The 15,711-nt window shown below is 48.7% G+C and carries 13 protein-coding genes; 5 read left to right on the top strand and 8 right to left on the bottom strand.

Going from position 1 to position 15,711, the window contains the following annotated elements; translation table 11 throughout:
- Nucleotides 1-12: 12 nt before the first annotated feature.
- A complete protein-coding gene (gene sppA / locus KVT36_RS11110; protein WP_217603560.1) occupies nucleotides 13-1,770 on the bottom strand; it encodes a signal peptide peptidase SppA in 1,758 nt (585 codons plus the stop codon).
- Between the two features lie 121 nt (nucleotides 1,771-1,891).
- Here sppA and folK point away from each other — a divergent pair, with 121 nt between their 5' ends.
- Nucleotides 1,892-2,377 (top strand): 2-amino-4-hydroxy-6-hydroxymethyldihydropteridine diphosphokinase, encoded by a 486-nt coding sequence (gene folK / locus KVT36_RS11105; RefSeq protein WP_217603559.1) that lies wholly within the window; start codon nucleotides 1,892-1,894, stop codon nucleotides 2,375-2,377.
- Between the two features lie 169 nt (nucleotides 2,378-2,546).
- Nucleotides 2,547-3,170: a deoxynucleoside kinase gene (locus KVT36_RS11100; protein WP_217603558.1), complete on the top strand. Its 624-nt coding sequence runs from the start codon at nucleotides 2,547-2,549 to the stop codon at nucleotides 3,168-3,170.
- 20 nt (nucleotides 3,171-3,190) lie between these two features.
- On the opposite strand, the gene KVT36_RS11095 is transcribed toward KVT36_RS11100, so the two are convergent.
- Nucleotides 3,191-4,420 (bottom strand): NAD(P)/FAD-dependent oxidoreductase, encoded by a 1,230-nt coding sequence (locus KVT36_RS11095; RefSeq protein WP_368670018.1) that lies wholly within the window; start codon nucleotides 4,418-4,420, stop codon nucleotides 3,191-3,193.
- Between the two features lie 255 nt (nucleotides 4,421-4,675).
- Between KVT36_RS11095 and KVT36_RS11090 the strand changes: the two genes are divergently transcribed.
- From KVT36_RS11090 to KVT36_RS11080, 3 genes are read left to right on the top strand one after another with little or no spacing between them, the layout of a single operon-like run.
- Nucleotides 4,676-7,135 (top strand): MG2 domain-containing protein, encoded by a 2,460-nt coding sequence (locus KVT36_RS11090; RefSeq protein ID WP_217603557.1) that lies wholly within the window; start codon nucleotides 4,676-4,678, stop codon nucleotides 7,133-7,135.
- A gap of 53 nt (nucleotides 7,136-7,188) precedes the next feature.
- Nucleotides 7,189-7,722 carry a 5'(3')-deoxyribonucleotidase gene (locus KVT36_RS11085; protein ID WP_162277693.1) on the top strand — a complete coding sequence of 178 codons (534 nt, stop codon included), beginning with the start codon at nucleotides 7,189-7,191 and terminating at the stop codon, nucleotides 7,720-7,722.
- Between the two features lie 4 nt (nucleotides 7,723-7,726).
- Entirely contained in the window at nucleotides 7,727-8,821 is a 1,095-nt protein-coding gene (locus KVT36_RS11080) for a lipase family protein (RefSeq protein ID WP_217603556.1), read from the top strand.
- Nucleotides 8,822-8,901: 80 nt separating this feature from the next.
- On the opposite strand, the gene KVT36_RS11075 is transcribed toward KVT36_RS11080, so the two are convergent.
- The 6 genes from KVT36_RS11075 to KVT36_RS11050 form a co-directional block, all read right to left on the bottom strand.
- A complete protein-coding gene (locus tag KVT36_RS11075) occupies nucleotides 8,902-9,309 on the bottom strand; it encodes a hypothetical protein (RefSeq protein WP_217603555.1) in 408 nt (135 codons plus the stop codon).
- Between the two features lie 63 nt (nucleotides 9,310-9,372).
- On the bottom strand, nucleotides 9,373-9,879 hold the full coding sequence (locus KVT36_RS11070) for a periplasmic heavy metal sensor (protein ID WP_217603554.1): 507 nt from the start codon (nucleotides 9,877-9,879) through the stop codon (nucleotides 9,373-9,375).
- A 26-nt stretch (nucleotides 9,880-9,905) separates the two neighbouring features.
- Nucleotides 9,906-10,238 carry a hypothetical protein gene (locus KVT36_RS11065; protein ID WP_217603553.1) on the bottom strand — a complete coding sequence of 111 codons (333 nt, stop codon included), beginning with the start codon at nucleotides 10,236-10,238 and terminating at the stop codon, nucleotides 9,906-9,908.
- 47 nt (nucleotides 10,239-10,285) lie between these two features.
- Nucleotides 10,286-10,867, bottom strand: coding sequence for an RNA polymerase sigma factor (locus KVT36_RS11060; protein ID WP_217603552.1), 582 nt, complete (start codon nucleotides 10,865-10,867; stop codon nucleotides 10,286-10,288).
- 34 nt (nucleotides 10,868-10,901) lie between these two features.
- Nucleotides 10,902-13,838 carry an outer membrane beta-barrel protein gene (locus KVT36_RS11055; RefSeq protein ID WP_217603551.1) on the bottom strand — a complete coding sequence of 979 codons (2,937 nt, stop codon included), beginning with the start codon at nucleotides 13,836-13,838 and terminating at the stop codon, nucleotides 10,902-10,904.
- A gap of 511 nt (nucleotides 13,839-14,349) precedes the next feature.
- Nucleotides 14,350-15,540 (bottom strand): hypothetical protein, encoded by a 1,191-nt coding sequence (locus tag KVT36_RS11050; RefSeq protein ID WP_217603550.1) that lies wholly within the window; start codon nucleotides 15,538-15,540, stop codon nucleotides 14,350-14,352.
- Nucleotides 15,541-15,711: the final 171 nt, after the last annotated feature.

The following is a 15,711-nucleotide window of genomic DNA, read 5'->3' as shown; positions in this document are numbered from 1 at the left end:
TGCAGCTGCACATTATTTGATCATCACATCAAAAGGCAGCCTTGCCTGTACCTCACCATCCATCAGCTGCAGGCGTTTGATCTGCTGGTAGATGGTATAGTTGGCGCCCAGCTCTTTTTTCACCATGGTTTCGCTGGTTTCGCCGCCAATGCTTTTCAGCAGCCTTTCCAGCGGCTGTTTTACTTCCGGGTACTCACGCAGGCGGTAAGAGGATATTTTGGCCATCTTTGCAGCGCTGGCAATGGCATCATTAATACCACCCAGCCGGTCTACCAGTCCTAACGACTTCGCCTGTACGCCGCTCCATACACGTCCCTGCGCAATGCTGTCCACTACAGACTGGCTTAGCTTGCGGCCCGTTACCACACGCGATTTAAAGGTAGCATAAATACTATCTACCCCTTTTTGCACAAATTTCCTTTCTATATCCGTCATAGGGCGGGTAGCGCTGCCCAGGTCAGCATACTGGCCGGTTTTCACACCATCGAATGTAACGCCCAGCTTATTCTTAAAGAAGCTTTGCAGGTTCATCATCACTCCAAATACACCAATAGAGCCTGTTAAGGTATTAGGTTCTGCAAAAATGGAATCTGCCATACAGGAAATATAATATCCGCCGCTGGCAGCATAATCCCCCATTGATACGATCACCGGTTTAGCTTTTTTAGCCAGCACCAGCTCGCGCCAGATGGTTTCAGAAGCCAGTGCGCTGCCGCCGGGCGAATTCACCCGGAACACAATAGCCTTAATGCTTTTATCCAGCCGCAGCTTGCGTATTTCCTTTATATATTGCTCGCTGCTGATGGTCACATCGTCGCTGCCATCACCGCCTACAATATTGCCCTGTGCATATAATACCGCGATCTTATTATCGCCGGAGGTGGATTTATAATCTGCCGCGCTTTCATATTTTGTAAGCGATACAAAATTAACATCCGCATCCTTTTCCAATCCTATCCGGGAACGCAGCGCTTCCATTACCTGGTCGTCATATTTCAGTCCATCCACCAGCTTATAGCTAAGTGCATCCTGCGGGTTCTGGATCAGTCCTTCATTGGCGTAACGGTGTAAGGTGGCGGTATCCAGCTTACGGCTTTTACCAATATTGGTGAGGTAGTTGCCATACAGCTGGCCCAGGTAAGCGGAGGTTTGAATGCGGTTAGCTTCTGTCATCTGCGTTTCCCGCAAAGGCTCCGTAGCGCTTTTGAATTTGCCGTCGTAGAAGATCTCCGGATGTATTTCCAGCTTTTCCAAAGTACCTTTCAGGAACATGATGGTAGAGGAGAAACCGGCAAAATCCAGGCCACCCTGGGGATGCAGGAACACCTTATCAGCGGCGGATGCCAGGTAATAGGCCTGCTGGGTCATACCTTCCCCATACGCATATACGAATTTGCCTGACTTTTTAAAGGTAAGCAGGGCGCGGCGCAGCTCCTCACTGGTAGCAAAACCATTAGGGTTACCGTCTGTTTTCAGGTAAATGCCTTTAATATTATCATCGTCCGCTGCATGTTCCAGGATCCGTACCACGTCGTATAAACCGGGTATTTCATTGGCCTGGCCCTTTAACAGGGAATTAAGCGGGTTGGAAAGCTTTTGCTCATTGTAAGCCTGGCTGGTTTCAAGCACCAGTACTGCGTTGGGGCTGATCACTACCTTTTCAGGCGATACTGCCTTGCCGATCATGACCATTAATACAATCACGCCGATCACTGCAAATACAATAAATGCCAGGAGGGTCGCTAAGAAGATTTTTAGAAAGCTACGCATAAAAGTTCGGATCAATTTTGCCGGGTGATTTGCCTATAGTACGCCCAATTGTTGTAAAGGCCAATTCCAACTGTTTTTTCAAAAATAAGGAATATGGTTACTTTTGCGCCGATAAATATACATGAATACAGCAATATTACTTATAGGTGGCAATTTGGGAAACCGCCCCGCACTGCTTCAACAGGCCGTACAGCTCATTGAGCAGCAGGCCGGTAAGGTGGTAAAATTATCTGGCCTGTATGAAACCGCTCCCTGGGGTAATGTGCAGCAGCCGGACTACCTGAACCAGGCCTTGCAGATCTCCACCCCGCTGGCCGCCCTGCCCCTGCTGCATACCCTCCTGAATATAGAACGTGAAATAGGCCGCATCCGCCAGCAAAAGTGGGGCGCCCGGGTAATAGACATCGACATTATTTTTTATAATGAAGACGTTATTTCCCTGCCGGAGCTGAAAATACCGCATCCCCGCATGCAAAACCGCCAGTTTGTGCTGGTACCGCTGAATGAAATACTGCCGGATTGGGTGCACCCCGTTTTCCAGCAAACCGTACATGCCCTGCTGGCCGCCTGCGATGATGAGCTGCAGGCGAAAAGAGTTAGCAGTTAGCTGTTAGCTGTCCGAAGCCAGTACTGCAAGGGAAAACAAGTTTAATCAATTGAACCATTATAAAACATTAATTGGCAATAACATCAGCAATAAGGCACGGCTATTCATTGATCTACAGATCACTGACTGCCAATTGCCAACTGCTAAAAGCTAACAGCCAACCGCTAAAATGAACTACCGCTTTATAACCATAGAAGGCAACATTGGCGCCGGCAAAACCACGCTGGCACATATGCTGGCGCAACATTTTAACGCAAAACTGATACTGGAAGAATTTGCAGACAATCCCTTTTTGCCTAAATTCTATGAAAAGCCGCAGCAGTACGCCTTTCCCCTGGAGCTGTTCTTTATGGCAGAGCGCTATAAACAGCTGAAAGATATGCTGCAAACACAGGACCTGTTCAGCAACCTGGTAATATCCGACTACCTGTTTGTAAAAAGCCTGCTGTTTGCCAAGATCAACCTGCTGGAAGAAGAATATAACCTGTACCAGAAACTTTTTGATATTATTAACCCCCAGCTGGTGCAGCCGGACCTGCTCATTTTCCTCAATGCCCCTGTTCCCCAATTGCAGGCAAATATTAAAAAACGCAACCGCTCCTACGAGCAGCAGATAGAAGACAATTACCTGCAGAAAGTACACAACATGTACACCCAGTACCTGAAACAGCACCCGGTACGGACCCTGATGATAGATACCACCAAAATTAATTTCCTCGCCAACCCCACCGATTTTCAACGGATCCTGGATGCATTGGAGAAGGAGTATGAAGTAGGGGTCAACTACTTGTAGATGCTGTAGGCATTAAGCTTTTAGCTTTTAGCCTGCATTGCTTTAGCCGCCACAAACCCGCTCGTCCAGGCATGCTGAAAATTAAACCCGCCGGTAATACCATCCACATCCATCACTTCTCCTGCAAAATAAAGGTTAGGCTGCAGCTTACTTTCCATGGTGGCGGGATTGATCTCCGTGAGCTGCACCCCGCCGCAGGTTACAAATTCTTCCTTAAAAGTAGTTTTCCCCTTTACGGGCAGCTCCATAGCTACCAGGTTTTTCACCAGCAGCTGCTGTGCTTTGGCCGGCATATCGGCCCAGCGCACAGTTTCGTGTATGCCTGCCTGTTGCAGCAGGAACTGCCATAAACGCTGGGGCAGCTCAAAGGGATTTTTATTATACATTTTTTGTCCGCCCAGGGAATGGCGCAGGTCCTGCATTTCCTCCCGCAGGCTGTTCTCATGATAATCCGGCACCCAGTTAACCAGGGCCGTGAAAGTGTATTGCATTTGCTGCAGCTCCCGGGCGCCCCAGGCCGACAAACGCAGTACTGCCGGGCCGCTCAGCCCCCAATGGGTGATCAGCAAGGGCCCCTGCTCCTGCAATTTGGAGCCCGTTACCTTTACCAGTGCTTTGGGTACACTTACGCCCATGAGCGCCGTAATAGGATGGCCCGGCATATTTAAGGTGAACAGGGAAGGCGCCGGTGCAGCTATGGTGTGGCCGGTAGCTTTAAGCCAGTTAAACTTATCGGCCTGCGCATACCCGCCGGCAGCTATACACAGGTAATCAGCATCCAGCGCAGGGCTGTGCTGCAATTGCACCTGCCAGCGGCCGTTTGCAGTGAGCTGCAGGGCCGTTACCTCCTGCTGCATCAATATTCTTATTTTATACAGGTCCGCCTCCCGCAGTAAACAGTCAATAATGGTCTGGGAGCTGTCTGTTACCGGGAACATGCGGCCATCGGTCTCTGTTTTAAGCTCCACTCCCCTTTCTGCGAACCAGTTAATAGTGTCCGGCACAAAAAAATGGCCAAAGGCTTTTTTTACAAAGTGCTGTCCCCGCGGGTAGCGCTGCGCCATATAACCAATATCCGGCGCCGCATGCGTAACATTACAACGCCCGCCGCCAGACACCTTTACCTTGGATAACAGCTTACCCGTTTTTTCGATCAACAGCACTTCCAGCTGCGGGCACAACCTGGCCGCATTCACCGCGCAGAAGAAACCCGCCGCGCCGCCGCCGATAACGATTAGTCGTTTATTCACTATAAAAAGTTTATTAATCACAAATTAAATGCAATGGAGATTTCACACCTTCTCATAAACGGCATATTGCCCTCCCGCACTACCCAATTCGTAATTCGTAATTGTCAATTTGTAATTATCTTAAAGTTTTCTTAAAATTCCCATCCACCCTCCACTTTCTCCGCCTGCAATAATAAGTAAACCACCGTTATTCTTATATTGTATAAATTGTGCCGCATATTTTTGGTTATTATTCGTGTTTTAAAAAGATATTTCATGCAAAAATTACGCGCCCTTATGCAGCCGTTACGTGCACGCTGGTGGATCCCCGCCTGTGGTGTGGTAATGCTGGTTAGCGCTTTTTCTTTTTTTCCGGCCGATGACTGGAGCGCCCGTATAGTGAAGGCCCTGGACGATTTTGCCAGTCGTTACCCGCAGCAGAAAGTGTACCTGCACATGGACAAAGATTATTATGCAGCCGGGGAAACCATCTGGTTCAAAGCCTACATTACCTTACAGGGCTTACCGGATACCAGGGCCACTAACCTGTATGTGGAGCTGGTAGACCAGAACGGCGCCATTGTGCAAAAACGCTTATTTGCAGCCGGTAATGCCGGCGCTGCCGGTAACCTGGACCTGCCGGAAACCCAGAAACCAGGTATGTACCAGGTACGGGCCTACACCGCCTGGATGCTGAACTTTGATCACGCCCTGCTTTTTTCCCGCAACATAGAAGTGTTTGACCCGCAGAAGCGGAACAACCCGCCACCCCGCGACAGTACTGCCGTTACGGCTTTTGCCGTACAGTTCTTCCCGGAAGGAGGCGATATGATCATTAACCAGAACAACACCATTGCCTTTAAAGCCATTGACCAGAATGGTTATCCCATAGCCGTTGCCGGTAGTGTGCAGAACAGCAAGGGCGCTAAAGTGGCTACGCTGCAAACCATACATGATGGTATGGGCCAGTTTGACCTGCAGCCTGCCAGCGGCAAAGAAACATATAAAGCCGTGGTAAAAGCCGCCAATGGCCAGGAAAAAACCTTTGACCTGCCCGCCGTAAAAACCACCGGCGCCGGTTTAAAAGTGTACAACCGCGGTGCACGCGTATTTTACCAGGCCATGATAGCCAACCTGGCTGATACTGCGTATGACGATCTGCTGCTCATAGGCCAGATCAACGACCAGCTGGTATACAAAGCGCCGCTGAAAGTATCTGACGGCCGTATCAGCGGTTTTGTGCCCACACAGCAAATGCCCACCGGCATTATGCAGCTAACGCTGTTTGGCAAGGGCGGGCAGCCTTTATCAGAACGCCTGGTGTTCCTGCGTCAGAACGATCTGCTGCCCCTGCAGCTGGAACTGCCCGCCTTTAACAGCGAAGAACGTGCGCCTAACAGCGTAACCCTGAAGGTGCCGGATTCACTGGAAAGCATTTTATCGGTAGCCATCACAGATGCCGACCTGGTAGTAAAAAACAATGATGAGAACAACATTGTGTCCAACCTGTTGCTTACCTCTGACCTGAAAGGTTATATTCATAACCCCGCCTGGTACTTACAGGATACCGCTAAAGCCCGCCTGCAGGCGCTTGACCTGGTAATGCTCACCAATGGCTGGCGGCGTTTCAGCTGGGAAAAAATACTGAACAAACAATACCCGGATACCCGTTATCCTTACGAACAGGGCATTCTGCTGAAGGGCACGGCCTTTACCAACAACGGCCGCTACCAGCTGATGAACGGGAAAGTGGATTTCATTATCAAACAGATCACAGATAGCTCTACCTCCATTGTATCTGCCCCTACTAACGGCATGGGTGAGTTCAACCTGCCCGGCCTGGCTTTCCTGGATACGGCGCTGGTATATTACAAGGGCAATGACCAGCAGCAGCGCTGGAAAGATGTAACGGTAAAATTCAACACGCATTTCTTCGAGAACAGTGTGCCGGTTACAGATCCTTTCCCCCTGCGGCTGCCCCCTGCTATTGATTACAATACGCTGAAGAATTATCTCTCAACCGCTTATGATGGCAACCGGGTGAACCGCTCCATTAACAGCCGCGCTATTTTGCTGAAGGAAGTAAATATCCGCGAGCGCAGGATCCCCAAAGAGGAGACCATGGATAAAAAGTATGCCTCCGGTATGTTTGCCGGTGGCGATGGTTATACGTTTGATATGACCAAGGAGACGAGCAGCTATATGAACATTTTCCAGTACCTGCAGTCCAGGGTAGCCGGCTTGCAGATCACCGGTAACCTCAGCGATCCCAGCCTTAGCTGGCGCGGTGGCCGCCCCTCTCTGTACCTGAACGAGATGCCTATAGATGCCAGCATGATCAGCAGCATACCGGTGACAGACATTGCTATGGTAAAAGTATTCCGCCCGCCGTTCATGGGTGGTTTTGGCGGTGGCGCTAACGGGGCCATTGCAGTGTATACTAAAAAAGGCGGTGAGGGTAACGACAATACCGTGAAGGGTTTTGAGCTGTACCGTAAACCCGGTTATGCAGTAGTAAAACAATTTTACTCACCGGACTATAATGTGCATAAAGACGTGCATTCCCTGGCGGATAAACGCCTTACACTGTACTGGAACCCGGATCTGCCAATAGATACCACTACCCATACCGCCACCATCAAGTTCTTCAACAACGACTTCTCCAAACATTTTCGTGTAGTGGTAGAAGGTATAGGTGCAGATGGTACGGTAGGAAGAGTGGAGCAGGTTTATTAATTTAGTCCATGGCCGATGGCAGGCATCGGCCATGGACCTAAAAAATTAGCCGAATGGACTACATCCCCTCTATCGCAATTGACATGGATGAAACTATTGCCGATCCTATTACAAAAGCGCGGGAATGGTATTACCGGGATTATGGCAGGGTATTTTCCGAAGAAGAACTGCACGGCAAAACCCTCTCTGAAGCCCTGCCCGTAGATCATGCAGGAAAAATACTGGAATACCTGAACACGCCCGGTTTCTTCCGCGACCTGGCTATTTTCCCCAATGCACAGCGGGTTATAGAAGAATTAAATAAAAAATACCGGGTATACATTGTATCAGCCGCCATGGAGTTCCCCAACTCCTTAAAAGATAAATATGACTGGCTGATGGAGAATTTCCCCTTTCTTACCTGGCGTCAGTTCTGCCTCTGCGGCGATAAAAGCCTGGTACAAACGGATATGATGATCGATGATCTCATCCGCAACTTCAAATATTTTAAAGGCAAGCCATATTTATTCACCGGCCACCACAATGTACATATACAAGGATATGAACGTATATTGAACTGGGAAGATGCGGCCGCGAAATTATTATAAGCATATGCATAAACGCTTACTGGTAGCCTGCATATGGTTGTGTTGCTGCTTACCTGCAGCTGCACAGCAACTGCGCCCGGGCTTTAACCCTAAAGAATATGAGCAGCTGCTGCGTGTAACGGCCCTGCAGGCCGATACGCCCTGGACAAAGGTTGTGGTGCCTTACCCGGAAAACTGTAACCTCGTATACCGGTCGCCGGTAGTGGGAATGGAAAACCGCTGGGACCTCTGGCTCTGGAACAACCAGGTAGCTATTATCAGTATACGCGGCACCACCGGCACCGCTACTTCCTGGCTGGAAAACTTTTATGCAGGCATGATCCCCGCCACCGGCGTCCTTCATCTGAACGGCAGCACCAACTTTCATTATAAGCTGGCGCAGGACAGCAGCGCTTATGTGCATGCCGGCTGGATGCTGGGCATGGCCTGCATAGCCCCGGACATTGTAAGCAAAATAAAGGCGTACTATCAGAAAGGCATACACGAATTTATTATCATGGGTCATAGCCAGGGCGGCGCTATTGCCTTCCTGCTCCGCTCCTACCTGCAATACCTGGATGATCCTGCTTTCCCGAAAGATCTTGTGCTGAAAACCTATTGCAGCGCAGCACCCAAACCCGGTAACCTGCGTTATGCATATGACTATGATTTCATAACCCGCGATGGCTGGGGCTTCCGTGTAATAAACCCGCGCGACTGGGTGCCGGAATCACCTTTTTCCCTGCAAACCACCAATGATTATACCGCCGTAAATCCTTTCCGGAATGTTAAAAAAGCCTTGCGCAAACAAAAACTCTTCATCCGCCTGGCAGTAGGTTATATGTATGGCCGCCTGGACCGGTCTACTAAAAGGGCCAGCCGCCGCATGCAGCGCATCCTGGGTAAGATGGCATATAAACAGGCCAGCAAAACGGTAAAGGGGTATGAGCGCCCGGATTTTGTGAACAGCCACAACTACACGCCGGCAGGCTCCCCCGTGATCTTATACCCGCAGCGGGGTTATGATGAAAAATTTCCTTTTGACGGTAAGAATGTATTTACACACCACATGCTGCTACCGTATGTGTACCTGTTAAAACAGAATTATAAGCTGGATTAAAAAAAGAATGATCAACTACCAGTTTTAACACCGGTAATTGATCATCCATAAACAAAACAAACAATCAATCCGCCTTAAAGTTATTTGCTGCTGCCTATCCTGCCGCCACCGCCACCAGGACGGCCTTCGCCACGTTTCTTCTTCATTGTTTCCAGCGCATCTGTGTACTTCTTGTACTGATCATCACTCAGGAAACCTTTCACTTTAGTGTCGCGCTCATCAGCCAGCTTTCTAAAAGCTTCCCGGTCAGGGCGGCCGCCGCCGGCACGGGCATCTTCACGCAGCTTATCCATGCCTTTATAAAATTCAGTGTAAGCATCGCCTAATTTCGTTTTCTGGTCATCCTTGAGGGACAGCTCAGGTGATAACTTGTCAACGGTTTGCTTCACTCTTTCCTCCACAGTACGCCGTTGGAAATTACCCTGTGCGTTGGTGGTTACATAACCGGCAAATAAAAAGGCCAGCATCAACAGAATCCTGTTCTTCATAATGGTAAGATTTATATTGTATAAAAATGACGTGTTCTAATGGCTACAGCAGAGGGATACAGGTTAACGGTTGATGCGCCGATGCATGCTATCGCGCCGGAAAAAAGGCGCTGACATACGGTAAATGACCTGGTGCACCAGGGTATCAAAACCCGGCCGCTGGGCGGGGTCGCACAGGTTACGTACCTGCTGAAAATGATGGAACGTTTGCAGGTCTATGGCTTGTTGTTTTTGCCCGATGATCATTGCTGCATTATTCAGCACGGAATCCGGCACATCCGGCACATACAGCAAGCGGTAAAAGCTGTCTTTGGCATTCCGCATATCCGCCAGCAGGGGCTTCATTTTTACCCAGTGCTGATCGCGCAGCTGCTGGTAGGCATTTAACTGCTGTTTTGAAAACCCTGCTTTTTTCTCCAGGATCTCCATCATTCCCTGCCTGCCTTTGCCATCCCGCACGAAGCGGTTACCCTGCGGCTTCATGTTCACGAAAAGCAGCAGCATGCCAAGGTTCGTCAACAATAAAACCCCAACTATGATCAGTAATACTTTATTTTTCGCAATCGCCATTTGTTATTGTTTATTGTTAACCATTTCTACTCCGCCTTATCATCATCATACACCGTGGGTACCTGCAGCCGGTACTCATCTGCAAACGCCTGCAGGGTAGCCTGGTCCGTACCGGACACCGAGCTCTCAAACTGGCGTATCACGATAATACTGTTCAGCAGCAGTATAATACAAAGGCCTATGATGGCAATGGAAGGGCGGGCTATCCAACCCGTGGCGCGCTCCCAGGCGCTGCTGCCCTTTTGCTGCAGCCGTGCCTGTAAGCGGGTGAAGAAGAATTCACCTGCTCCGGCCCTGCCGGCGCCATCCAGGCTACGCAGGGCAGCTTCTGTTTCTTCCTGATGATGTTCCTTTTTCACGGTTATGTTTCTATTTAATTAGACGATCATTTTTCAAAAAACCTTCGCTATTCACCGGAATAATATTTTTCCAATAGTTTACGAAGATTTGTTTTTGCGCGGTGCATAAGCCCTTCCACGGTAGCGGCGTTCATATCCATTACCTCGCCAATCTCCTTTGCGGGCAGGCCTTCCAGCTTGCTAAGCACAAACACGGCCTTTTGCCGGTCCGGCAGCTGATCCAGGGCTTTGAATAACACCGCTGCTCTTTCTTTATTATCCAGCTGCACACCGGGGTGATGAAAATCCGGCACTGCATTATGAATGCTTTCATCTTTATCGCCAAACAGGCTGTACACCCTGCCCCAGCGTTTTTTACGGTTCCTTTTTTTTACATGATCCAGCGCTTTGGTTACCGCAATACGATACAGCCAGGTAGAAAGCTTTGCATCTCCCCTGAATGAACCGATGGATTGATAGACCTGTACAAATACTTCCTGCGCTACATCTTCCGCATCAGCCTCGTGCTGCACAATACCCAGCACAGTGTTGTAAACCATATCCTTCCAGGTTTCCACCAATTGCCTGAAAGCAGCCTGCTCACCTTTTTTAAGCGCTTCCGTTAAATACTGATCAGTGAACCTGTCCAAATTGCTCAATTAATGATAGATAATTCTTTAGGCCTTAAGGCATACCAGGTCCGCCCCTGCCGGGTCCCATACCAGGTGCACCACCAGGCGCGCCGCCGGGCGGGCGCCCGAACATGCCATCCGGGCGGCGCATACGCTCACGCTCCGGTTCCTGTTCTGCCGGGGCCTTGCTGCCTTTATAATTTTTTATCTTATAAGTAAATGTAAGCATAAAGTACTGTTTCAATACCTGCGACTGCACGTCCTCAACATACGTTTCCGTAGGCGTGCGGGTAATGCTGCGGTTCTGGTTCAGCAGGTCAAAAATGGTTACGCGCAGCTCTGCCCGTTGTGCCTTCATGAACTTTTTACCCGCACCAATATTCCATAACCAGTACTGCTGGTTAAAACCATCTGTTAACCCACTGTACAGCTGGTTATTCAGATCACTGTTAAATACCCAGCCGTTCTTTGACAATAAATTCAGCCGGAACGAAGCGGTATGGGAAAAATAGGTATTGTTCAGCGTAGGCTGTATGCTGTTCCTGAGATCATTGAAGTTAGCGGAGTATGCCAGTGTAAAATCCACGTACTCGCTAACGTTGCTGGAAAATACTGCACCCAGGTTATAGTTATAGCTGTTGGAAAGATTGGTAACGTTATTTATAATACCTGGTGTGCGGGTATAGGTGAAGCCTGCATTCCAGTTCAGGTTTGTTTTAATAGCCTGCACCGGCACCCCAAAGGTTAAGAAAGAGCGTACGCTCCAGTAACCATTCATATTCACAGGTTTGGCCAGCTGAGAACCTTTGAACAGTGTAACCGTTGGCGTTATCACGGAGTCCTTGGTGGCAATGTAAGTAGCATTGGTTACATAGTCCTGCGTATTCTGTAAGAACACGTTGGCAAAAAGGCTAAGGCCTTTGTCCGGCCGGGTATAGCTGTAGCGGGTTATCAGCTGGTTGCTGTATTGTTGCTGCAAGGCTTCATTACCCGTGGAAATAAACAGCGGGTTGCTGTTATTGATCACATTCTGCAGCTGCCCGATGGAGGGCTGGCTGGTAGATGACCGGAACATAACGCGCAATGAATGGTTAGCATCAAACTTATAGCGCAGCATAGCATTGGGCAGCAGGTTGCTGAATGTTCTGTGCACATTGGTATTTAAGGGAAAGGTTTGATCACTGTTCAATTCTGAATACTGGTAAGATACCCCTAAGGACAACATCTTATCCCGGTTGCCATAACGGTAGGTTAAGCCGGCATTCTGTCTGTTATAGGTGTTCTCAAACACGTTGGAAAGGCTGGTATCCGGCAGCACATATTTACCCGTGAACTCATCAAAGTGAAAAGTTTCCTGATCGGCATTGTTCTTTGACCATGACGGGTTATAGTTCACCTGCAGCTGGCTGCTTTTTCCCAGCGGCTCCGTATACGCGATGTTGGCAGATACCTGGTAACCGTTATTCTTTGGGTTAGACTGCTGCAAGGTAGAATCATTTACACCGGCCTGCCCCTTATAGTAAATATTATAGGCCTGCTGATTACGCTGCCCGTCTTTATCATTGGCGCTGAAGTTAAGCCCCATTGATATAGTGCGGCCCCTTTTACCAAACGCATGGCGGTACAGGATGCCGTTATTGGTATTGTACCCGCTGGTGTTGCTGGTTTGCTGGTTATTAGACCGGCTGAGCAAGCTGGTATCTGAATAAGAGTTTAAACCATCGTTTTGGGAAAAAGCGTCATACTTCTGAAAGCTGACGCCTGGTGTAAAGATCAGCATGTTGGCTGAATCTATCTTATACTCCACACGCAGGTTCACACGGTGATTGTAATTACTGTTATTTGTGATCTGCGTTTCATCATAAAACAGGCTGCTGTCGCCGGTCAGGTACGTTTGGCGATTGGTAAGCTGATTGTTGGAATTATTGGTATTGTTAAAAAAGTAGCTGCCATTCACCGTTACCTTTTTGCTCCACACATCTGAAAAGTTAACCCCAATGGAATTGGTTTTGGTAATACCCGCCTGCGAGCCTACCAGGAAGTTGCCGGCATTACCGCCGCCACCTGCTCCGCCGCCGCGGCCACCACCGCCTCCACGCCCGCGGTTACCGCTGGCATTACTTACCACCCCCAGCAGATCCTGCGTGGCAAAATTCTGCTGGTTCACGTTATTGGTTAAGCCAATAAGGGAAATACGGCGGTCGCCATTGAACAGGCTTACGTTGCCGCCTGCAGAGTAACGGTCGTCTGTTCCATACCCGGCAGATATTTTCCCAAACTGCGAGTTGCGCATTTGCCCGCGCGTAACAATGTTAATGGTCTTGTAAGAGTTACCATCATCAAAGCCGGTGAACTGTGCCTGGTCGCTCAGCTTATCAAACACTTCTATTTTATCTATCACTTCAGAGGGCAGGTTACGCAAGGCCAGCGTAGCATCTTCCCCAAAATATTCCTTACCATCCAGCAATACTTTTTTAACGTCTTCCCCATGTGCTTTCACGGTTCCATTCTCTACGGAAATACCCGGCATTTTCTTTACCAGGTCTTCTGCAGTAGCATCCGGGTTGGTTTTATAGGCGCTGGCGTTATAAGACAGGGTATCGCCTTTTTGCTGTACCGGCGGTACAATAGCTTCTATGGTTACGCCTTTTAAAGTGGTAGAGCCCCTGCTTAGCAACAGAATGCCCAGGTCCTGCGCATCAGCGCTAAGCCTAATGGTGCGGTTTACATTCTTATAACCCAGGTAAGAAACCGACATTTTATAGGACTGCGCCTTTAAATGCGGAATGCTGAAGGCACCGGTAACATCTGTAACGCCGCCTACTATCTGGGTAGAGTCTGTTGCAGCAACCAGCCTTACCGTGGCTCCGGGTATGGGGAATTTTTCTTTTCTGTCCTGTAAAACGCCCTTCAACTGCAGGTCCTGCGCCAGGGCAGCCTGTGTTACAGCTAATGCAAAAAAAACCAGCAAGGCGATACGTTGTATCATTGTATTCATTGAAATGATTATACCTTATTGGACGACAAAACGGGGCAGAACCTTTGCGGCCTGCATAAAAAAGTTGGCAGTAAGCAGCGGGCGGTTGGCAGTCAAAAAAGGCGGTTTCGTCGGATGAGGAGTATTCCAGGCTGATTAAATAGTGGCCGGGGAGAACTTATACGGGCTTAACAGCTGATTAACGAATAAGGGATTTTTAAGTTTTATGTTTGCCGGGTAAGTAATTCATAGCAATTAAAATTTTTCGCAGCATAGTTACTCATCCCGAAAGGGAAGGGAACATTATCAATCAGGGCGCAAAAAAGGGGTACCGTTATCGGCGCCCCTTCGTTGTTTTTAGGGGAGGATATCCAACACCTAAACATTTACATAAACAAAAGAGGCGCCCACAACAGGCACCTCTTTATTTATAACACTGTAAACACTCTACAACTTTATTGCTCCAATCTCTCAATCACAGACCGTGAACCGTGGTCCGAAGTGGACCGTCCTCCGCAAAGAACTAATCTTTCAGCTTATGCAGGAACGTTGACAACTTAAACAACAGCTCATCCTGCAAACCGGCCCGTAGCTTGGCTTCCTCATCCGTTACACCTAAGCGGCGCAGACGCTGGTAATGGACGTAAGAACCACCGATGATCTCCAGGCACTCCTGAATCTTCTCTTTAGTTTCCAGCTCTTTGGCGCGTTTATCAAATTCCTTTTTAGTCAGGATCTTATCCACGAAATAAAAATTGTCTTTATCCTCAATCCAGTCGTGCCCTTCGCGGTGCTGCGGCTTGTACACTTCCAGGTAACAGGCATCCAGGCGCAGGAGCTTACCAAACTCAGTACGTATATCTATTACCGTTGGCTGCTCCGCTGCGTTGTTGGCCAGCTTCTTTTTAATAAAACGGCTGATCTCCACGCCCATTTCACCGCTGCTCATCAGCACCTGGTTCAGCTCAGAATATTCCAGTCCTATGCTAATACGGTTGTAGCGGTTGCCGGTCCTGATCTTACCAAATAAACGCGGGTTGCCCTGTTCATCAAACACAATATCCTCAACCTGCATTTTGCTGATGGTGCGGTAGTTGGGCAGGTAACCTTCTTCTGCCGGCGTAGCCCTTTTGGCAGGCGCCTTGGGAGCGGTCTGGCGGTGGCTGAACTGTACGAAATCATCTACAAAACGCAGCTGCTGTTTTTTAAGCTTGGTATACATTTCATGCGTATTGTACTCCGGCATTTTGCTCAACACCAGCAGCTCATTCCAGCTGTCAAAATGCTGTACTTTTTTCAGCTCGTCCAGCACATCTACCGGGCCCATATTACGGCGGTACAACAGCTCTGCCACTAAAAAGATGGCATATTCATGCACGGTATAACCGAGTTCCGGCAACACATCATACGGACTGCGTTTTTGATCGCGCGCATGGTTCAACACTTCAATATCTGACATAACCGGTGCTAATAAATATGTTCTGGCTGCTGAACGCAGCTTTTTGCTTACATAGTTCAGCAGGTGATCAGTCACCTGGGCATTCTTTACAAAATCATGCAAGATCTGCACAAAGCGTTTGGAGGCAGGCAACCCAAACTGCGAAAGGATGTCGTTCTCCATATCGCCTACTTCTTCTTTTCCCGGTTTTACCTGCGGGTCCAGTTGCTGGTAACGATGATAGTATTCCTGCAATTTCAGTTTTAGCTGATCCATATATCTATATTATTTTATTTTTTACAATTGTTTAACAACCTGTAAGTGATTGCATACCAGCCATTTACGGCATACGTAATCAATTACAGCATAACTGTTTTAACTTCAACAGGTTAGTAAGTAATGGGTTAGTGAGTTGCTGGGTGCATTATCCGGAGACGGCAGGTGTAG

It is taken from the genome of Chitinophaga sp. GbtcB8 (assembly GCF_019091455.1).
Lineage (GTDB): Bacteria > Bacteroidota > Bacteroidia > Chitinophagales > Chitinophagaceae > Chitinophaga.
The sequence above is the reverse complement of the archived record's forward strand: the minus strand, read 5'-3'. Positions and strand labels throughout refer to the sequence as shown.